This window comes from Exiguobacterium sp. FD-YE-25-4, assembly GCF_057004685.1.
The window spans coordinates 686,533-705,252 of record NZ_CM168041.1 but is presented as its reverse complement, the minus strand read 5'-3'; the positions used below and the strand labels follow the sequence as shown (position 1 = coordinate 705,252).

Sequence of the window (18,720 nt, the reverse complement as noted above, 5' to 3'; positions counted from 1 at the left end):
TTACTCCGACTCTCCTTGTCGAACGTATTGTTCATAATACCAACCGCGTCGTTCCATCAGTTGGTCATGTGTGCCCCGCTCTGTGACGCGACCGTCTTGCAGCACAAGAATCTGGTCGGCATGGGCGACAGCGGACAGGCGGTGCGCGACGATGAACGTCGTCTGTTCGGCCCGGCTCGTCCGGACCGAATCGATGATGCGTGCTTCCGTCTTGGCGTCGACCGCTGAAAGCGAATCGTCGAGCAAGAGGATCTCTGGGTCTTTCAAGAGAGCGCGGGCAATCGAGAGCCGTTGTTTCTGGCCACCCGAGAGCATGACCCCTTGTTCCCCGACGACCGTGTCGAGACCGTTCTCTAAATGCTCGATATCGGTATCGAACGCCGCAAGTCGAATCGCCGTTTCAAGGTCTTGTTCCGTCGCATCGTTTGAGCCGAACAAGATATTGTCACGGACCGTTTTCGAGAACAGCAAATGTTCTTGCGAGACGTAACCGCTCCAACCGCGCACAGTATCGAGTTTGATGTCGTGAATCGGGACCCCGTTGACGAGTAGCGAGTCATCGATTGGATACTCGCGGAGCATTTGACGCAATAGCGTCGTCTTCCCGGCCCCGGTCGGTCCGACGATGCCAATCGTCTCGCCACGCGACACGTGCAAGACGATGTCTTCAAGCGAGGCTCGGGTCGATCCTGGATATTGGAACGATAGTGATTTGAACGTGATTTTCTCCGGGACGCCGACTTCGACCGTGCCGGTCGAGACGACGTCCGGTGTCTCGTTCATCGTCGCCTCGATTCGTTCAAGGCTGGCCGTCCCCCGTTGCACGACGTTGATCAGTTCCCCGAACGCGTACATCGGCCAAATGAGCATCCCGAGATAGATGTTGAACGAGACGAGCTGTCCGAGTGTGATGTCGTTCGTGAACACGAGATACGTTCCGAACGACAAACCGATCAAATAGCTCAAGCCGACGAGCAGTTTAATGACCGGTTCGAACAAGACGTCGATTTTCGCGACGTGCATGTTTTTCGCCATCACGTCGTCGGTGATCGTGTCGAATTTCTTCGTGTCCGCCTCTTCTTGGACGAACGAACGGACGACCCGAAGGCCTGAAATCGATTCGACGACTTGGTCGTTCATCACGCCGAACGCGTCCTGTGCCGCTGTGAAGCGAGCATGGATTTGGCGTCCGAGCTTATTCATCGACCAGGCGAGAAGCGGCATCGGCAAGAGTGCGGCGAGCGTCAACTTCCAATCGATGAACACGCCCATGATTGTGAGGGCGATGAGCGTCATATTGAACGAGTCGACGAGCGTCATGACGCCGAACCCGGCCGTCCGTTCCACCGCCTTCAAATCGTTCGTCGCGAGCGCCATCAAATCCCCGGTGCGGTGCTGTTGATAGAAGCGCGGTGTCTGCCGGAGCAAGTGGCCGAAGAAACGGGCCCGCAATTTTTTCTCGAGCAGGAACGCCGTCCCAAACAGACGGGCGATCCATAGATATGAAAGGACGTATGATAAAACCATGATACTGAGCAATGATCCGACGATCATGACGAGACGTTCCGTCGTCAAGCTCCCTTCGCGGATGGCATCGATCGCCTGTCCGATAATCCATGGCGGCAGCATATCGACGACTCCGGTGATGATGAGCAGGATGATGGCGACGATATACGTCCGCTTCTGTCTTTTAATAAACCAATCTAGTTGTTTAATCAGTTTCATGACTGATTCCCCCTTCCGTCCTTTCCGCGCACGCAAAAAAAGCGCACGTCACCTGATTGTGCAACCAATCGGATGAAGTACGCTTCTGAGTCTTCAGTCTTTTGCATGGTCAGGGAAAGGACACTACCCCTATCCAGCTGCCAAATTACGCAGTCAAATACGAGTAGCCATATGATGTTGTGTGTGTGCGTTGTAGTGTTGGAATGTACTTCATCATGCTGGCTCCTCTCTGTTCATAGTTTGAAAATCTACTAAAACCTTAGCAGACTGTTCAGAAAATTGTCAATATTATTGTCGTAAATAATTTGTAACTTTTTTACAAGAAGAAGGTGGCGAGCATCAAGCCAACAAGGCCAGTCGCCGTCACGTAGTAAATCATCGGCATGAGCGTATAGCGAATGATCGTTCCTTCTTTCCCAAGAAGACCTGCGACCGAGGCGACCGCGACGACGTTCAACACACAAATCATGTTACCGGCGTTGGCTCCTGCCATCTGCATCGATAACGCGAGCGTCTCGTTCAAACCAACGGATTCGGCAACATTCGTCGTCAAACTTGAGAACATCATGTTTGAGAACGTGGCCGATCCGGAAACGAAGGCGCCGAGCGCCCCAATCCATGGTGCGACGAGCGGCCAGACACCGCCGAACGTATCGGCTGCAGCCGTGGCGAGTTCGACCGGCATCGAAGCCAGGCCAGCTCCACCATTTTCTGAGTGAATGAAGATTCGAACCATCGGCACTGACGCAGCGAGCGTGATGGCCGTCCCGACGACACCGAGCGTCGTCGCTTTAAACACCGAAGTCACTTGTGACCAGCTCATGTTGTGGAGGAAGAATGTCGCAATCATCGTCAAGATGAACATGAACCCTGGCGAATAGAACGGTTCCCACGACGTCGAGATTCCTTCGACCCCGATGATGTTTGGCAAGTCAATGCGGACGCTACGTGCCAATTCATTCAAGAATGGCACAGTCCGTGTCAACACGAGGAAAATCGTCAAAATCAAATATGGTGCCCACGCCTTCCACTGCGGAAGTTCACGTTTGCCTTTACCGACAGACGGCTTCTCAAGCGGCTGCTCGATCTCATCGGCATAACCGTCGAACGTCCACACCCGTTTTGGCATGAGGATCCCTTTGCGTGCCATTGCGACGAGGATGACGAGACCCGTCAACCCGCCGAGCATGCCCCCGAATTCAAATCCGAGGATGAGTGTCCAAATGTAGGCCGGGATACTGTAAACGAGTGCCGCGATAATGGCAATCGGGAACACTTCGAGCGCCGGCTTGATTGACTTCTCTTTGCTGAAGAATCGGGTCAGCATCAAAATCAAGATAAACGGAATCAACAAACCGACGAACATGTCGATGAGTACCGTCTGTAAGACGACGCTTGTCAAAAACTCGATCGTTTCCGGTTGATTGACGTCAAGCGACAGCCCGTTCCCAATTCCGATTAAAGCTGGTGTGCCGACCGCACCGAACGTGACCGCCGAGACGTCGGCCGATAAAGCGATGACGACCGCTGCAATCGGCGGGAAGCCGAGGGCGATCAAAAGGGGCGCCGCAACCGTAGCTGGTGTCCCGAAGCCCGAAGCACCTTCGATGAATGAGACGAACAACCAGCCGACGATGAGCACTTGAATCCGGGGATCCGGTGTGATGTTAACGAATCCAGAGCGAATCGCGTTCATACCGCCGCCCTCTTTCATCGTATTCATCATCCCAATCGCACCGTACACAATCCAGACCGTCGTGACGGCGATCACGAGTCCTTGTAACGTCGCCGCCATAATCCGTGTCGCATCGAGTTGCCAGACGAAGAACGCCAGTCCTGCCGTCAATACGAGCGAGAGCGGCATCGCGACCGACGCCGGTAAACGCATAATGACCAATAATACGAGCACTGCCACAATCGGCATGAGTGCTGTAATCCATTCAAAAATCGTCAATGTAGACCCACCTTTTCAGATTTTTCCCCTACCGTAAATGAATCTCCCGTTATGACTCTTGTTCAGCGAGTCGATCTAAAGCCCGATCAATCACCTCATATGGAAAACCTTTGCGTCGAAGCTGCATCTTCATCCGCTGTTTCCGCTCATATGGGGCATATCCACTGAACTTCCGATTTAATTTTTCCGCCTGTGTCAAACAAGCCGAAAGTTCAACGTCCTCATCCTCGTTCTCCCAAAACGTGAGAATCGCCTCTGAAATGATATCAAACGTAAATCCCCTTTGCATTAGGGTTTGTTGAATTCTTTGTTGCACTTCTGTGGCAGAACGGCGATTTGTTTCCATTTGTTTCCTATTTACGAATTTTCCGGCCTTTTCAAGCTGGTCTTCGTGCGAAATTGCGCCGATGACTTCTTCAATGATGTCAGCGTCGATTCGGAGCTGGGTGAGTTCTCGTTTAATTTTGACCGGTCCGCTCGGACTCGTATTGAACTTCGTCTGGGTATAGGCTTTGGCAAATTCAGCATCGTTCAAGTAGCGCTGTTCGATTAATCGCTCGATGACGCGCTTGATGGCTGCCTCATCTATCTCTTTCTTCACGAGGTAGTCACGCACCTCTGAAACGGCACGCATCCGGTACGATAAATAATTGACGGCCGCTTTATATGCTTTTTGTTCTTCTTCGGCTTGAAGGACGTCACGGACGAAGTCGTCTTCGAGCTCCATCCCTTTCGTCAATTCATATTTGATGAAGACGTCGAGGTCGATGGCGAACGCAAACTCCTCACGCCCGTCCTTTTCGACGTACACGTTGAGCCGGTCTTTATTTTTCTTCTGGGTCGTAAACTTGGCAATTTTCACGAAATCCCTCCATTTCCTGCTTCTAACATATCACGTTCCCCTTTCGAGCAGGATTTTTGATAAGTTAGAAGAAAGGGTATTCACAATACGAACGGTCCGCTTTCTTTATGGAACTCATACCCGTTTTGAAATCGCTTCAATATACTGGAGGGAGACTTATGAAAATTGCAATCACCGGCGGAACCGGACTAATCGGTCGCCCGCTCGTCCGCGCGCTCGCCGAGGCCGGACATCAAGTCGTCGTATTGACGCGCCGCCCGCGTCCGCGACAAGGAGGGATCTCGTTCGTTGAATGGTTGACTCCTGATAGCCATCCTGAGTCCGAGTTGCAAGACGTCGACGCCTTCATCCATTTGGCTGGCGCCTCCATCAACGATGGACGCTGGACACATAAACAGAAACAAGCCATTCTTCAAAGCCGAATCGACGGGACGAAAGAAGTCGCTCGGATCATTAAAAATATGAAACGCAAGCCGAGCGTCGTCATCAGCGGATCCGCCATTGGAATCTACGGGGAAGATCGGTCGATCACGTATTCGGAGGCGACCCCGCTCCCCGACCGGACCAATTTTTTAGGCAACGTCTGTGTGTTGTGGGAGAAAGAGGCGGCCCCGATCAAAGACATGGGAATTCGCCTCGTCACGATGCGGACCGGTGTCGTCTTATCGAATGACGGCGGTGCCTTCCCGCTCATGAAACTGCCGTACACGCTCGGTGTCGGAGGACGGCTCGGCTCAGGACAGCAATGGGTACCGTGGATTCATTTGGACGACCTCGTTCGCCTGTTTGTCCATATCATCGAGACGACTTCCATCGAAGGCCCCGTCAACGGCACGGCACCGACGCCCGTCACGATGAATGAGTTTGGAAAAACGCTCGGACGCGTGATGCATCGCCCGCATTGGGCACCTGCCCCAGCACCGCTCCTCAAGCTCGCGCTCGGAGAGAAGAGTGTCATCGTCCTTGAAGGGGCGAAAGTCGTCCCGACGAAAGCACTCAATCACGGTTTCCGCTTCCGTTACGAAACGTTAGAACCCGCTTTGAAACAACTACTTCATTTGATTTGAAAGGAGCTAGCACGTGAGTAATTTGTTAATTCGTAACGCCCACATTTATCCGATCACTGCCCCACATTTTTACGGAGATTTGCGCGTCAAAGACGGCAAAATCATCGAAATGGCAGACTTGCTGGACCCGCTCGACGGAGAAACGGTCATCGAAGCCGAAGGCAACTTCTTATTCCCAGGGTTTATCGATGCCCATACCCACCTCGGACTGTATGACGAAGGGACAGGTTCAGTCGGAAACGATGCAAACGAGACCGTCGAGGCGATGACGCCGCACGCTCGGGCCATCGACGGCGTCTATCCGCTCGATGAAGGGTTTCAAGAGGCGCTCATGGCCGGAGTCACTGCCGTTCAAGTCATGCCCGGCAGTATGAACGTCATCGGCGGGGTGACGAGTGTCATTAAAACGCACGGCCGCTTCATCGAGGACATGGTACTTCGGCGTTATGCCGGTCTCAAGCTTGCGCTCGGAGAGAACCCGAAGCGTGTCCACAGTATGGGGAGATCCGGTGAGTTGACCCGCATGGGGATCATGGGATTATTGCGTGAAGCGTTCCGGACCGTCGACTCGACGAAGACGATCGGCACGTTCGGCAGCCAGATGATTCAACTCGCCCTTGACCGCAAGATGCCAATCCGGGTCCACGCCCACCGCGCCGACGATATTTTATCGGTCGTCCGCTTCGCGCAAGAGTTCGACCTCGATTATCGGATCGAGCACTGTACGGAAGGACATCTCGTCGCTGAAAAGTTACGCGAACTCGGTGTCAAACATGTCACCGTCGGTCCGACGTTCACACGTAAATCGAAAATTGAGCTCCAGAACAAAACATGGGAGACGTACCGAATTTTACATGAACACGATATGATCGTCTCGATCACGACGGACCATCCTTATACGCCCGTTCAATATTTAAATCTTTGCGCCGGTCTTGCTGCCCGCGAAGGACTTCCGGTCGACGTCGCACTCCGCGCCATCACGATCCATCCGGCCGAATCGCTTGGAGTAGACGACCGCATCGGCTCGCTCGAAATCGGCAAAGATGCCGACCTTGTCCTTTGGAGTCACTTCCCGCTCGACTACATGTCAAAGCCGATTATGACCATCGTCGATGGCCACATCGTTTACTCGACGAGCCGATCGAAAACACATCATGAGATGTGAGTGAGGCCAGTCGTGAAAGCGCTCTTATTATTTTTTTGTGAAGTTGCATTTTATTTACTTGCTTTTTCAAAAAAACTATATAAAATAATCTTGTAACTTCATAAAAGGGAGCAGCCAAGGCAAGTTCGAACAACGAAGCCAGAAGTATGCTTTCGTTACAACTATTCTTCAGCGGTCTGAAATAGGAGGAGGAATGTAAAGGTGCTCAAATTTCGTGAGCTTACCGACTGCGCGGAGTTGTTCGAACTGATGCAACACCCAGATGTCTTTCCGTATGTCCGTCAAAAGACGGTCCACTTTGACGAGTTTTTATTTAGCACGAAGCAAATCATCGAGCTAGAAGAGCAAGGAAACATCATCTCACGTACCATCACGAACGAGTTCGGTACCCCGATTGGGACAATCAGCTTGTTCGATGTGGAATCGGGCTATGGATTCCTCGGGACGTGGCTTGGCAAACCGTATCACGGCAAAGGTTACAATCAAGTCGCGAAAGAAGCGTTCTTCTCTGAACTTTTCTTCGAGCTTGACATGGAAAGTGTATTTTTAAAAATCCGTCAATCGAATGAGCGTTCGATCGCGGCGGCTGAGAAACTACCGTACGCTTTCTGCGCTAACGAGATCCGGTCTGAACTATTGACTGAAATCAACCAAGGGGACGTCGAATATGTCTTGTATGAAGTGTCGAAGTCGAGTTTCCAACTCTACTTGCACTCACTCCATGCGCCTGAATTCGACCATACCTATGAAGCACAGCTCGAAGCGTAAGCCAATTCTGACAAAGAATTGGCTTTTTTGTGGCGTTTTTGTGTGGATTTCATGAGGACAACTTTACGGCAATGAATATTTCTGTTCTAATTCGGAGAGATAGGTATGATAGAGGTATGAGGGAATTATCACACAGCCTCGTTAACCGTTTTGTAAAGGAGAATGCCCAATGTCAGAACCAACGTTTCGCATCTTAGTGACCGATGATGAAGAACAAATGCGGGATTTACTCGTTTCGAACTTAGAGAAGGAAGGATATGAGACCGTCACAGCCACGAACGGCCTCGAGGCAATCGACTTATTGAAAGAACAGTCGTTCCACCTCGTCCTGCTCGACGTGATGATGCCTGAACTCGATGGCCTCACGGCGTGCATGCGCATCCGCGAGTTCTCGAACGTCCCGATTATCATGCTCACGGCCCGGTCAGAAGAACTCGATCGCATCCATGGCTTGAAGATCGGCGCGGATGACTATATCACGAAGCCGTTCAGTCCGCGCGAGCTGCTTGCCCGCATCGAAGCAACGCTTCGTCGGACGCATAACTTCTCGAAAGAACAAGAAGCGACGTTCGATACCGGAGTCCTGTCCATCGATATCGATGGCCGTGCGGTCAGCGTAAAAGGGAAAACGGTCAACTTGACCCGCAAAGAGTTCGATTTGCTCTACTTGTTCATCACGAATGAAGAGAAAGTATTCTCACGTGAACAGTTGCTCGATCAAATTTGGGGCACCGAGTACCACGGTAACCTTCGGACGGTCGACACGCATATCAAGACGCTTCGCCTCAAGCTCGGTGAAGCAGGTGGCTACATTCAAACCGTCTGGGGGATCGGCTACAAGTTCGAGGCAACCGTATGAAGCAATACACGATCCGGAAGCGGATTTGGATCACCATCTGGACCGCTAGCCTCTTCTCCGCGTTCGTGTTCATCATCATGACGTTTTACTTATACGACAAGTTCTATATTCAGACGCAGGAAGAACTGCTCATCAACCGCGGAGAGAAGCTCGTCACCATCTACAAGGCGGACGGCTTCTCTGACGCGTTTTCGGACAGTATGACGTACACGAACGAACTGACCGAGACGAAAGTGTTCCTCTCGTCGGTCAGGGAAGACAGTCTCGGCTCAGGCAAGACGTTTTTACGGGAACAAGACCTCGCCAAACTGCAAGACGGCTACGCGATCTCCGTCACCCGTAAACACCCGACCGAGGATGTGGATATCCTGATGTCCGCCTTCCCGCTCATCCGGGACGGCGAACTCGATAATGCGCTCATCCTATATATGGAGTTAAGTAAAATCAGTGAGCCGTTCCAACCGATTCGGCTTATGATCACGTTCTTGCTCATCTTGATGATCGTGAACTTGCTCATCTTCGGGACGCAAATTATCGATACGATCATTCAGCCGCTCATACAAATGAAGCGAGCCTCGCAAGTATATGCCAAAGGCGACTTCTCGCACCGTATCCCGATTTATTACGATGACGAGATTGGCGAGCTCGCCGAGACGCTGAACCGGATGGCCGAGTCACTCGGTCTCGTCGAAGAGCAACGGAAAGAATTTTTGGCGAACGTCAGTCATGAATTGCGGACACCGTTGTCATATATTCGGGGCTATACGGAAATGCTCCAAGACCCGTCGCTCGACGAGAAAACGAAAAACCAATATTACGAGATCATCGAGAATGAGACGGAGCGCTTGCAACGGCTCGTCAATGACTTGCTCGACTTGGCCCAACTCGAACGTGACTCATATCCGATGACGAAAGAACCGGTCGTCTATTCGCAAGTGCTCGAAGATGTGCTGTACCGTTTCGAGCCGATTGCTGGAGCGAAAGGCGTCACGATTGAGACGGACCTCGATTTCGACTTGATTATTCTTGGGGACCACGACCGCCTCGAGCAAGTCGTTGGAAACTTGCTCGATAACGCCCTTCGCTACACCGAAGCCGGGAAATCGATCCATGTGAAGACATATGCGACCGCCGACAATGCCGTCACCGAGATTCGGGACGAAGGTCGGGGGATCCCGAAAGAGGATCTCGATCAATTGACGAAGCGATTTTACCGTGTCAATAAGTCACGCACACGCGAAGATGGCGGGACCGGGCTCGGCCTCGCCATCGCCAAACACATCATGGAACGCCACGGCGGCTCGATGCACTTCACTTCAGAAGTTGGCAACGGAACGACCGTCACGCTCACATTGCCGCTCTTGCCGGACGAAGACATATAAAAAAGACAGCCGCGGCTGTCTTTTTTATATGTCTTTGCCTTTATAGGCGTCATCTGATTCATTCATGAGACGTTCCCGCTCGGCGTGCGTCTGTGGATAACCATTCGCTTGCCACTCGGCCCGATAGTTCGAATCGAGTTGAGTGAGGCCTTCCTCCGCCTCATCCTTATCCGAATCGACACTTTCCATCTTGTCCATCTTGCTCCATGTATCGTCATCTCGGTCCTGAGTCAAGAGTGCCGCCACTTTTGGTGCGACGAGCGCGGCCCCAGCTACCCCGAGTACGATTCCCATCAATACTTTCTTATCCATCCGAATACCCCTCCTTAGTCACTATGTACCGATAATTCCACTGTTCCGCAAAATCGAAACCCGTTTTCTAAAGCGTTTACACCCATTCAGGAAGTGGAATAACAGTCAAGACAAGGAGGCGATGAAGATGAAACAGTCAAAAGATACGTCCAAGCGACCGTTTGATAATCCGGATGCCGTCGATACGGACAAGGAGAGCATCTTCGACCAGGAAGGGATGGAAACGGTCGACCCGATCCCGGTAGAAGAGCTGAACCAGAAAGTGAAAGATGAAAAACATAAGCGGCACTCGAAGGATGACTCGGTCAGCGAGAAAAAATATGAGGGCAATAAATAAAAATGCGGACGAAATTCGTCCGCATTTTTATGTTAAATCGCTTGGCGAGAAGCCGTAAGGCAACATCTCTTCTTTCGTCATCACTTTCGTCTCCCCGGCCATGTTCGCGAGAATCAATGTAAAGTCGTCACTGGCAAACTCGGCGATAACTTGACGGCAAGCGCCACATGGCGAGATTGGTCCATCCGTGTCGCCGACGACGACGACAGTCTCGATTGCCTTGCTGCCTTCCGATACCGCTTTGAATATGGCAGTCCGTTCTGCACACATCGACAAGCCGTACGAAGCGTTCTCGACGTTGCAACCCGAGATCTCTTTGCCGGTCTCGTCGATGACGACAGCCCCGACATTAAACTTCGAATAAGGAGTATAGGCGCGCGACCGTGCATCAATCGCTTTATGGACAAGCTCGTTCACTTTTTCTTGTGGGATCATCTGATGTTCCTCCGCTTCTTAACGTTTATCAAAGAAGTCTGACATCTGAACTATAACGTGAAAACATCGTTATTGCAAGCGTTTTCACAACCCCGTCAATACTTTTTCTTTTTCTTCTTCTCGAAGACGACAATTGACTCAACATGCGCCGTCTGCGGGAACATATCGTACGGCTGAATATAGTTGATCTTATAGTCGGCTTTCATGAGTTGATCCGCGTCACGCGCGAGCGTCTGCGGGTTACATGACACGTACACGATGCGTTTCGCTTTCGATGAAATCATCGCATTCAACAGTTGATGATCGACCCCTGTGCGCGGCGGGTCGACGACGATGACGTCTGGAATCCATCCGTCTTTCACCCAGCGCGGGATCCAATGTTCGGCTCGGCCTTCGACATAAGTCGCATGGCTGAAGCCGTTCTCACGCATGTGCGCGTTCGCATCTTCGACCGCTTCCGGGACGACTTCCATCCCACGGATCTCTTTTGCGTGCGGCGCGAGCCATAGCCCGATCGAACCGACACCGGCGTACGCATCGATGACGCGCTCTTCGCCCGTGAGTCCAGCCGCCTCGACGACTTCACGATACATGATTTCTGTCTGAGCCGGGTTGAGCTGGAAGAACGCGCGCGGTGACAAGTGGTAATGGACGTCATCGAGTTGCTCGTCCATCTTGTCTTGACCGGCGATATGGACCGTACGGTAACCGAAGATGACACCCGAACGGTTCGAGTTGATATTAATGTGGAACGATACGACGTTCGGTAACGCCATGATGCGATCGCTCAATTCATCTAAACGCGGGACGTCCTCGTTCCCGACGACGAGCACGACTTGGACATCATCTGTCTTGTAGCCTGAGCGGACGATGACGGTACGGGCGAAACCGACGTCACGGCGCGCATCGTATACCGGGATGTCGAGCTCGTTCAAAATACGGACGATGGCGTTGTTAATGTTCGTCGTGTCGCGCTGCTGTACCATGCAGTGTTCGATTGGCACGAGTTCGTTTGTGTTCGGTTTGTAGAGACCCGACACGATCTCGCCGCGACGCGTCGAGAGCGGGAATTGCGACTTGTTGCGGTAGTACCAAGGGTTGTCCATCCCTTTCGTCGCACGGATATCCGACTTGTCGACGTTCAGTTTCGTCTTCTGACGGAAGGCGTTGCGGACGATTTCTTCTTTATAGTCCATCTGTAGGCGCGGACTCATATGTTGAATCTGGCAACCGCCACACTCGTCATAAATCGGACACGGCGGTTTGACCCGGTCCGGTGAATCGTTGTCGCGCTTGATGACGCGTGCCTCGGCGTAGTTCCGTTCGACGCGCGTAATCTCGACTTTCGCCTTCTCGCCTGGTAATAAGTTTGGGATGAAGATGACCATCCGATCAATCGTCGCGATGCCCTCTCCGTTAATGCCTAGCCGTTCGGCTTGGGCGCTAGTGTATTCTCCTACGATCAGTTTCAATGTGTTTCATCCTTTCGAGATACTTGTTCTAAATCTTTGGCGTAACGTACGACTTTCGCACGTAAGGAATCAATATCAGCTAACAATCGATGCAAATCCTCTGGCGTCGTGAATTCGTCCAACGTATTGACTGATAAGCACAGTAATTCCGTTCTCGATTTTAACACGTTCATTTTTCCTGCCGTATCTGTTCGTGATTTACCCATCTCGTGATCGCTCCTTTGGTTCGTGACAAAGAGTTGTTATTATAGCATACTATTTCGTGTGACTTGATGAAAAGGTGGAATTGATATGCAAAACATCTCGACAACGTTTGATCCATGGGAAGCCTACCTCGATCAAACCGAGTTCGGTCGCCTCGTCCTTTCGAACGTCGAAGTGACGACGACCAAGCTATGCAATATGCGCTGCGAACATTGCGCGGTCGGCTATATGCTCGATCAGACGGAAGAACCTGAAGTCCCGCTCGACCTATTGATTTCGCGCCTTGATGAGATCGAGCATTTACGGGCGTTCTCCATCACAGGCGGCGAGCCGATGCTGTCGATGAAGTCGGTGCGGAACTACGTCGTCCCGCTCTTGCGTTATGCGAAAGTGCGTGGCGCCCGGACGCAAATCAACTCGAACTTGACGCTCCCACTCTCTCGCTACCATCTTATTACCCCTTACCTCGACGTTTTGCACATTTCGCATAACTGGGGCACAGACGCCGATTTCTTAGAGGGCGGTTTCGCGATGATGGACCGGAAACCGAGCGCGGAGGCACGTTTGAAGATGCTTCAGACGATGAAAGACAATGCCCGGGCGCTCACCTCCGAAGGCATCATCGTATCCGCCGAGACGATGATCAACAAGCGGACAATCCCGCACTTGAAAGAAATCCATGAAGAGATCGTCGCACTCGGCTGTCAGCGTCATGAAGTTCACCCGATGTACCCCGCAGATTTTGCTAGCGCGCTCGAGTCGGCATCGCTTGCCGACACCCGTCAGGCGATTCATGACCTGCTCGACGTCCGGGACGAGAACGTCTGGATGTTGTTCGGGACGTTGCCGTTTTATGCCTGCTCCGACGCGCCAGAGGACCGCGCCTTGTTGAAACGACTCCACGAGGCGAAGAACGTCACCGTTCGGAACGACCCAGATGGCCGCTCACGCCTCAACACGAATATCTTCGATGGCCAGATTATCGTCACCGACTTCGGAGACGAGCTCGGCACGCTCGGCACACTGTATGATACCTCGTTCCAAGACGCGTATGAGGCGTGGACGAACAGCAGTCTGAACGCCACACTGTCATGCCACTGCCCCGCCGTCAAGTGTCTCGGACCGAACGCGCTCGTCAAGCAAGCGTATTACCCGGACGTGAACTTTCAAGAACGTGTCGCCGAGCCGTTTTAATTGTTTCGTTTCGGGAAATGTTCAGTATATAAACTGAATCGAGGTGTTTAAAGATGACAGCCATCTATGTATTCATGATCACCGTCATGGCCATCATCATTTTCGGTGGTGTGCTCAGCATCTTATTGACAGCCGCATTCGTTTCAGACAAAGTAGACCGTGATGAAGTATTCAGTCAAGGCAGTTGGGATGATGAACTCTTACACTTGAATCATGTACCTCAACCGATTGACGAACCAAAAAGCTGAGACCCTTCTCAGCTTTTTACTATGTAATGAATAATGAGGTGAACTATGCAACGGTTTCGGTTTTCGATTTTATTACTCGTCGTCTTTATTTCTGGTTTGATTCAAGGCGCGCTCATCCCGCTCTTGTCGACGCTCATCGAACGGGACGGCAACCCGGCCTGGTTGAACGGGTTGAATGCGACGATGCTCTACTTGGGCGTCATCGTCTCTGCGCCACTACTCGAACGGTTCGTCCGCAAGTACGGGTTTCGGCCGACCATCGTCCTCGGCATCGTCTTGACGGCGCTTGCCACGTTCTTCTTGCCGCTCTGGCCGTCACTGCTCATGTGGGCACTCATGCGTTTCGTCATCGGATTTGGGGATTCGGCGCTCCATTACGGATCCCAAGTGTGGGTCACGTCTGCGAGCGAGAAGCGAAGTCTTGGCCGGGCGATGGCGTATTACGGGATGGCGTTCAGCCTCGGATTCGCGGTCGGCCCGCTCATCGCCCCGCTCGTCGACCTCCACTTTTGGCTGCCGTTCCTCGTCTTGATCGTCTTCTGTCTCGCATCCTTGTTCTTGATCTTCAAGGTCGACAACGAGTACCCTGAGGCTGAGAAAGTGAAGACCGACTCGAAAGGACGCATCCGCCTCGTCCTCATCGGTGGCGGATATACACTCTTACCTGCTTTTACATACGGGTTCCTTGAGGCGAGCTTGAATGCCAACTTACCGATTTTCACGGTCCGCAACGACATCGGGCTGACGCAGACGAGTACGCTCATCACGACGTTCATCGTCGCCTCGATTATCGTCCAGTTACCGCTCGGCCGCCTCGCCGATCACTTCGGAAAGAAACGCATCCTGCAAATCGTGTTGACACTCGGCACGCTCGTCTTCGCCGTCGCCAACCTCGCCGTCGACCATTACGCCTGGCTGCTCGTCTTGTTCGCTCTTGCCGGGGCCGGTCTCGGCTCCACGTATTCGCTCGGTTTGGCTCATATGACAGAAGTGTTGCCACGTTCGTTGTTACCGACCGGCAATATGCTCTATAGCATCTCGTTCAGCGTCGGTTCGATCAGCGGACCGATGATTGGCGCGTTTTGGATTGCGTTACCGAAAGAAGTGTATTTCTTGATGTACACACTTATTCTCGGCATCTTGGCTGTGAGTCTGTTCACAGCGAAAGCGAAGCCAATCGACGCATAAAAGGGTGAGTCTCGACGGAGACTCACCCTTTTTCGTATCACTCATTCCTTGATTGGACCGAGACGAACGTCGTTCCGTTCGAACGCGCGCATGAACACTTCATCGAGCGCGAACGGTTCTGTCTCTAGTGAGGCCAGCACGTCCGACTTGATTGTGACTTCAATGACGCGATCATTGATATGCCACTTCGTCTGGATGTCCTCCCCTTGCCTCGTGGCACGCGCGTCTACTTGGTCGTGATGCTCCTTCAATCCGCGACTTACGCACTTCATCACGTATTTGACGTACTCGTCCCGTGGTTGACGCGAGATGAGTATATTTCGGACAATCGGATTTCTTGCCATGGCACAATCCTCCCTTCTATCAGATTCGCACGCAAGTCTTTACAACGAAGACCGATTTTCAACTGAAAGAATTCAGAATTTTTAATATATTTTGCCATGGGAACAAGATTCCGTCAACCGTGCGTCAGCTTTGTTTGATCAACGGGCCGAACGGTTGACTCGCCCCTGGAAATAAGTCGAGAGATAGATGCCCGCGATGACGAACAATAATCCTACAAGCGCGTTCCACGGGATCGTTTCACCGAGTAAAACGCTCGATAAGACGACACCGAATAAGGGAACAAAAAACATATAAAGTGATACCCGGCTGACCGGATTATATTTCATGAGTGTGTTCCATAACGTGAACCCGATTGCAGACAAGAGCGCGAGATACAGCAAGAAGAAAAGCGTCGTGACTGTGTAAGGAAGGAACACATCCCCTGGCGCGAGCACATAGCCGACGACGAGAAGACCGAGCGAGCCGAAGACCATCGCCCAAGCCGTCATCGGGGCGACATCATGTGCGCGTGAGTAGTCTTTCGCAATCAAGTTCCCGAACGCCCCTGAGATCATCGCCATAATGAGCAAGATCTCGCCAATCCCAAATCCTATCTCTGCGTGCGCTGTCGGCCAGTTGGCGATGACGATCCCAGAGAACCCGAGTGTGAGGGCAATCCCCTTCAATCGGTTGAGACGATCATCCTCATAACGGAAATGGGCAAGCGCCATTTGGAAGAATGAGGTCGATCCCGCGATAATCGAACCTTGCACCCCGGTCGAGATGGAAAGCCCGATATAAAAGAACAAATATTGTAAGAATGTCAAAAATGCCCCTAAATGTGCATACGCCTTCAACTTTTCCGCGTTTAATCGAATCGGCCGTTTGAAGACGAGGTGGCTAATCACGAGCAAGAGCAGTCCGGACAATAAAAAACGTTCGCCGGCAAAAAACAACTGCTGGCCGTACTCGTGTTCTTGAATATCGAGCGCCTCGTAGCTCAGTTTAATGAACGGGAACGCGCTCCCCCATAAAAACGTGTTGAATAGCGCGAGGAACGTGACCGTCCAAGGGCGTTGAAATACATTCTGCATGACACAAAAACTCCTTAATCTTTTAGTTTGTGAGTTATTACGATTGGTGCTAAAATAGACTTACATGATAATCATTATAAATAAGATTATGAGCCGAAACTAGTATTAAATCCAATCATATCAACAATAGATAATGATAATCATCCTCAATCATTATCATTTAACTGATATATATTCTCATTTAGAAAGAGGTGCTCACATGAACACATCAACCGTCACACAGGAAAAAAGCCACGTCTTCAAACGGGCCAACTGGTTCGAACATATCGAGCTCATCATGGCGCTCATCAGTGGTGTATTGATTGTACTCGCATATATCGCGGAAAGACAAGACGGAGCTCCTGCGCTCTACGTCACCCTCTATTTGACCGCCTTTTTAATCGGCGGATATGCCAAAGCGAAAGAAGGTCTGACCGATACGTGGGAAACCCGTTCGTTGAACGTCGAACTGCTCATGATCATCGCGGCCATCGGCGCCGCAGCCATCGGCTATTGGATGGAAGGTGCCATCCTCATCTTCATTTTCGCTTTGTCCGGTGCACTCGAGACGTACACGATGAACAAAAACGAACGCGCCCTCGAGTCATTAATGGAACTGCAACCTGAACAAGCGACGCGATTGAACGCTTCGGGCGGCCTCGAGGTCGTCCATATCGACGACCTTCGCGTCGGAGACCACATCTACGTAAGACCCGGCGAACGTATCCCGGTCGACGGTCGGATTTTGAAAGGCAGTGCCTCGATCGAGGAAGCCGCCATCACCGGTGAATCGATTCCGGTCGACCGAAACGTCGGCGACGAGGTATACGGCTCAAGCGTCAACTTGAACGGTGTCTTGACGTTAGAAGTGACAAAACTCGCCACGGAAACGTTGTTCCAAAAAATCATTCAAATGGTACAGCAAGCGCAAGAAGAAAAATCACCGTCCGCCCAGTTCATCGACCGGTACGAGGGACGCTACGTTCAAGTCGTGCTCGCCTCCGTCACCGCAATCATCTTGCTCGGACCTGTGTTGACGCCGTGGTCGCTTGAGACGAGTATTTACCGCGGTATGATTTTACTCGTCGTCGCTTCGCCGTGCGCCCTCGTCGCAGCCATCACTCCGGCCGCACTCGCCGCCATCGCTTCGTCCGCCAAGCATGGAATTTTGTTCAAAGGCGGCGTTCACATCGAGAACATGGGCCGTTTGAAAGCAATCGCCTTCGATAAGACCGGCACGCTTACAATCGGTAAACCAGAAGTCCAATCGGCATTGATCCATCCAACCGTTGAGAAAGAGCACGTCTATCGCATCGTCAGCTTGATTGAAGAACATTCGATGCACCCGCTCGCCGAAGCGCTCGTCCAATTCACAGGGAATTACACAGGAACGATGGAACACTTCAAAGACGTGACCGGGTCCGGGATTGAAGCGACGATCGATGGTGTCGCCTATCGGGTCGGCAAACAAAAATTCGCCGATCCGAGCGGAGATTTCTTCCGCGACGATGTCGAACGTTTAAAAGCTGCCGGCCATACGCTCGTGTTCGTCAGCGATGAAAAGATGACGATTGGAGCGTTCGCGCTCCGAGACACACTACGCCCTGAAGCCAAACAAGCGATCGAACGACTCAACCATCTCGGTATCGCGACGATCATGATCACAGGCGATAACGAGGCGACAGCCCGCGCCATCGCCACTGAGGCCGGGTTGACCCGTTACATCGCCGAATGTCTCCCAGAAGAGAAGGTCGAGCAAATTAAACAATTAAAACAAGAATACGGTAGCATCGGCATGATTGGCGACGGCATCAACGACGCCCCTGCCCTCGCGACAGCCGATGTCGGGATCGCCATGGGTGAAGGGACAGACGCTGCCCTCGAGACGGCCGACGTCGTCTTAATGAAAAACGACCTCCGTCGGTTGAGCTCGGCCATCAAACAGTCCCGTAAATTGAATCGCGTCGTTCTCCAAAACGTCGTGTTCGCCTTAGGTGTCATCCTCGTGTTGATCGCGACGAATATCTTCGAACTGCTCGTCATGCCGTTCGCGGTCGTCGGCCATGAAGGATCGACCATCCTCGTCATCTTGAACGGGCTTCGTTTGCTCAGCACCTCGTGGGAATGACAAAATTCGACACTCATTCAAAC

At 52.0% G+C, this 18,720-nt stretch carries 19 protein-coding genes; 10 read left to right on the top strand and 9 right to left on the bottom strand.

Annotated elements, in window-relative coordinates:
* From AC13H5_RS03625 to recX, 3 genes are all read right to left on the bottom strand, one after another.
* Positions 1-1,725, bottom strand: a complete 1,725-nt coding sequence (locus AC13H5_RS03625) for an ABC transporter ATP-binding protein (RefSeq protein WP_214797574.1) — start codon at positions 1,723-1,725, stop codon at positions 1-3.
* Positions 1,726-2,041: 316 nt separating this feature from the next.
* The gene (locus tag AC13H5_RS03620; RefSeq protein WP_052090274.1) at positions 2,042-3,679 is read right to left on the bottom strand and encodes an L-lactate permease; all 1,638 of its coding nucleotides are present in this window, start codon (positions 3,677-3,679) and stop codon (positions 2,042-2,044) included.
* 49 nt (positions 3,680-3,728) lie between these two features.
* Positions 3,729-4,541 (bottom strand): recombination regulator RecX, encoded by an 813-nt coding sequence (recX, locus tag AC13H5_RS03615; RefSeq protein ID WP_034781003.1) that lies wholly within the window; start codon positions 4,539-4,541, stop codon positions 3,729-3,731.
* A gap of 158 nt (positions 4,542-4,699) precedes the next feature.
* Here recX and AC13H5_RS03610 point away from each other — a divergent pair, with 158 nt between their 5' ends.
* The 5 genes from AC13H5_RS03610 (at position 4,700) to AC13H5_RS03590 (ending at position 9,782) form a co-directional block, all read left to right on the top strand.
* Positions 4,700-5,608 (top strand): TIGR01777 family oxidoreductase, encoded by a 909-nt coding sequence (locus AC13H5_RS03610; RefSeq protein ID WP_483546319.1) that lies wholly within the window; start codon positions 4,700-4,702, stop codon positions 5,606-5,608.
* Positions 5,609-5,621: 13 nt separating this feature from the next.
* A complete protein-coding gene (locus AC13H5_RS03605) occupies positions 5,622-6,773 on the top strand; it encodes an amidohydrolase (RefSeq protein WP_034781007.1) in 1,152 nt (383 codons plus the stop codon).
* Positions 6,774-6,974: 201 nt separating this feature from the next.
* On the top strand, positions 6,975-7,541 hold the full coding sequence (locus AC13H5_RS03600) for a GNAT family N-acetyltransferase (RefSeq protein WP_034781009.1): 567 nt from the start codon (positions 6,975-6,977) through the stop codon (positions 7,539-7,541).
* Between the two features lie 169 nt (positions 7,542-7,710).
* Entirely contained in the window at positions 7,711-8,400 is a 690-nt protein-coding gene (locus tag AC13H5_RS03595; RefSeq protein ID WP_021067764.1) for a response regulator transcription factor, read from the top strand.
* On the top strand, positions 8,397-9,782 hold the full coding sequence (locus tag AC13H5_RS03590) for a sensor histidine kinase (protein WP_034781011.1): 1,386 nt from the start codon (positions 8,397-8,399) through the stop codon (positions 9,780-9,782). The genes AC13H5_RS03595 and AC13H5_RS03590 overlap by 4 nt, the downstream gene beginning before the upstream one ends.
* A 24-nt stretch (positions 9,783-9,806) precedes the next feature.
* Here the strand turns inward: AC13H5_RS03590 and AC13H5_RS03585 are convergent, their stop codons facing one another.
* Positions 9,807-10,094 (bottom strand): hypothetical protein, encoded by a 288-nt coding sequence (locus tag AC13H5_RS03585; RefSeq protein WP_034781013.1) that lies wholly within the window; start codon positions 10,092-10,094, stop codon positions 9,807-9,809.
* Positions 10,095-10,221: 127 nt separating this feature from the next.
* On the opposite strand from AC13H5_RS03585, the gene AC13H5_RS03580 reads away from it, so the two are divergent.
* Positions 10,222-10,431, top strand: a complete 210-nt coding sequence (locus tag AC13H5_RS03580) for a hypothetical protein (protein WP_251131397.1) — start codon at positions 10,222-10,224, stop codon at positions 10,429-10,431.
* A 27-nt stretch (positions 10,432-10,458) separates the two neighbouring features.
* Here the strand turns inward: AC13H5_RS03580 and AC13H5_RS03575 are convergent, their stop codons facing one another.
* The 3 genes from AC13H5_RS03575 to AC13H5_RS03565 all read right to left on the bottom strand — a co-directional run bounded on the left by AC13H5_RS03575 (position 10,459) and on the right by AC13H5_RS03565 (position 12,544).
* Positions 10,459-10,866 carry a cytidine deaminase gene (locus AC13H5_RS03575; RefSeq protein ID WP_034781016.1) on the bottom strand — a complete coding sequence of 136 codons (408 nt, stop codon included), beginning with the start codon at positions 10,864-10,866 and terminating at the stop codon, positions 10,459-10,461.
* Between the two features lie 95 nt (positions 10,867-10,961).
* A complete protein-coding gene (gene rlmD / locus AC13H5_RS03570) occupies positions 10,962-12,338 on the bottom strand; it encodes a 23S rRNA (uracil(1939)-C(5))-methyltransferase RlmD (RefSeq protein ID WP_034781018.1) in 1,377 nt (458 codons plus the stop codon).
* Positions 12,335-12,544, bottom strand: coding sequence for a hypothetical protein (locus tag AC13H5_RS03565; protein ID WP_016510454.1), 210 nt, complete (start codon positions 12,542-12,544; stop codon positions 12,335-12,337). Before AC13H5_RS03565 ends, rlmD begins: the two co-directional genes overlap by 4 nt.
* A gap of 85 nt (positions 12,545-12,629) precedes the next feature.
* Here AC13H5_RS03565 and yfkAB point away from each other — a divergent pair, with 85 nt between their 5' ends.
* From yfkAB to AC13H5_RS03550, 3 genes are read left to right on the top strand one after another with little or no spacing between them, the layout of a single operon-like run.
* Positions 12,630-13,736 (top strand): radical SAM/CxCxxxxC motif protein YfkAB, encoded by a 1,107-nt coding sequence (yfkAB, locus tag AC13H5_RS03560; RefSeq protein ID WP_483546318.1) that lies wholly within the window; start codon positions 12,630-12,632, stop codon positions 13,734-13,736.
* A 53-nt stretch (positions 13,737-13,789) separates the two neighbouring features.
* Positions 13,790-13,984 carry a hypothetical protein gene (locus AC13H5_RS03555; protein WP_021067771.1) on the top strand — a complete coding sequence of 65 codons (195 nt, stop codon included), beginning with the start codon at positions 13,790-13,792 and terminating at the stop codon, positions 13,982-13,984.
* A 45-nt stretch (positions 13,985-14,029) separates the two neighbouring features.
* The gene (locus AC13H5_RS03550; protein ID WP_138859923.1) at positions 14,030-15,172 is read left to right on the top strand and encodes an MFS transporter; all 1,143 of its coding nucleotides are present in this window, start codon (positions 14,030-14,032) and stop codon (positions 15,170-15,172) included.
* A 41-nt stretch (positions 15,173-15,213) separates the two neighbouring features.
* Here AC13H5_RS03550 and AC13H5_RS03545 read toward each other — a convergent pair whose 3' ends face one another.
* Together AC13H5_RS03545 and AC13H5_RS03540 are read right to left on the bottom strand one after the other, a co-directional pair.
* Positions 15,214-15,516, bottom strand: a complete 303-nt coding sequence (locus AC13H5_RS03545; protein ID WP_128123764.1) for a hypothetical protein — start codon at positions 15,514-15,516, stop codon at positions 15,214-15,216.
* Positions 15,517-15,654: 138 nt separating this feature from the next.
* Entirely contained in the window at positions 15,655-16,590 is a 936-nt protein-coding gene (locus AC13H5_RS03540) for a DMT family transporter (protein ID WP_483546317.1), read from the bottom strand.
* Between the two features lie 199 nt (positions 16,591-16,789).
* Here AC13H5_RS03540 and AC13H5_RS03535 point away from each other — a divergent pair, with 199 nt between their 5' ends.
* The gene (locus tag AC13H5_RS03535) at positions 16,790-18,697 is read left to right on the top strand and encodes a heavy metal translocating P-type ATPase (RefSeq protein WP_483546316.1); all 1,908 of its coding nucleotides are present in this window, start codon (positions 16,790-16,792) and stop codon (positions 18,695-18,697) included.
* The last annotated feature ends 23 nt before the right edge of the window (positions 18,698-18,720 follow it).

Bases quoted from the DNA above. Each gene is read 5' to 3' on its own strand.
- AC13H5_RS03595 (WP_021067764.1), top strand. From the start codon at position 7,711: ATGTCAGAACCAACGTTTCGCATCTTAGTGACCGATGATGAAGAACAA.
- AC13H5_RS03590 (WP_034781011.1), top strand. From the start codon at position 8,397: ATGAAGCAATACACGATCCGGAAGCGGATTTGGATCACCATCTGGACC.
- yfkAB (WP_483546318.1), top strand. From the start codon at position 12,630: ATGCAAAACATCTCGACAACGTTTGATCCATGGGAAGCCTACCTCGAT.
- AC13H5_RS03545 (WP_128123764.1), bottom strand. From the start codon at position 15,516: ATGGCAAGAAATCCGATTGTCCGAAATATACTCATCTCGCGTCAACCA.
- AC13H5_RS03575 (WP_034781016.1), bottom strand. From the start codon at position 10,866: ATGATCCCACAAGAAAAAGTGAACGAGCTTGTCCATAAAGCGATTGAT.
- AC13H5_RS03585 (WP_034781013.1), bottom strand. From the start codon at position 10,094: ATGGATAAGAAAGTATTGATGGGAATCGTACTCGGGGTAGCTGGGGCC.
- AC13H5_RS03565 (WP_016510454.1), bottom strand. From the start codon at position 12,544: ATGGGTAAATCACGAACAGATACGGCAGGAAAAATGAACGTGTTAAAA.
- AC13H5_RS03625 (WP_214797574.1), bottom strand. From the start codon at position 1,725: ATGAAACTGATTAAACAACTAGATTGGTTTATTAAAAGACAGAAGCGG.
- AC13H5_RS03550 (WP_138859923.1), top strand. From the start codon at position 14,030: ATGCAACGGTTTCGGTTTTCGATTTTATTACTCGTCGTCTTTATTTCT.
- AC13H5_RS03610 (WP_483546319.1), top strand. From the start codon at position 4,700: ATGAAAATTGCAATCACCGGCGGAACCGGACTAATCGGTCGCCCGCTC.
- AC13H5_RS03555 (WP_021067771.1), top strand. From the start codon at position 13,790: ATGACAGCCATCTATGTATTCATGATCACCGTCATGGCCATCATCATT.
- AC13H5_RS03540 (WP_483546317.1), bottom strand. From the start codon at position 16,590: ATGCAGAATGTATTTCAACGCCCTTGGACGGTCACGTTCCTCGCGCTA.
- AC13H5_RS03535 (WP_483546316.1), top strand. From the start codon at position 16,790: ATGAACACATCAACCGTCACACAGGAAAAAAGCCACGTCTTCAAACGG.
- AC13H5_RS03580 (WP_251131397.1), top strand. From the start codon at position 10,222: ATGAAACAGTCAAAAGATACGTCCAAGCGACCGTTTGATAATCCGGAT.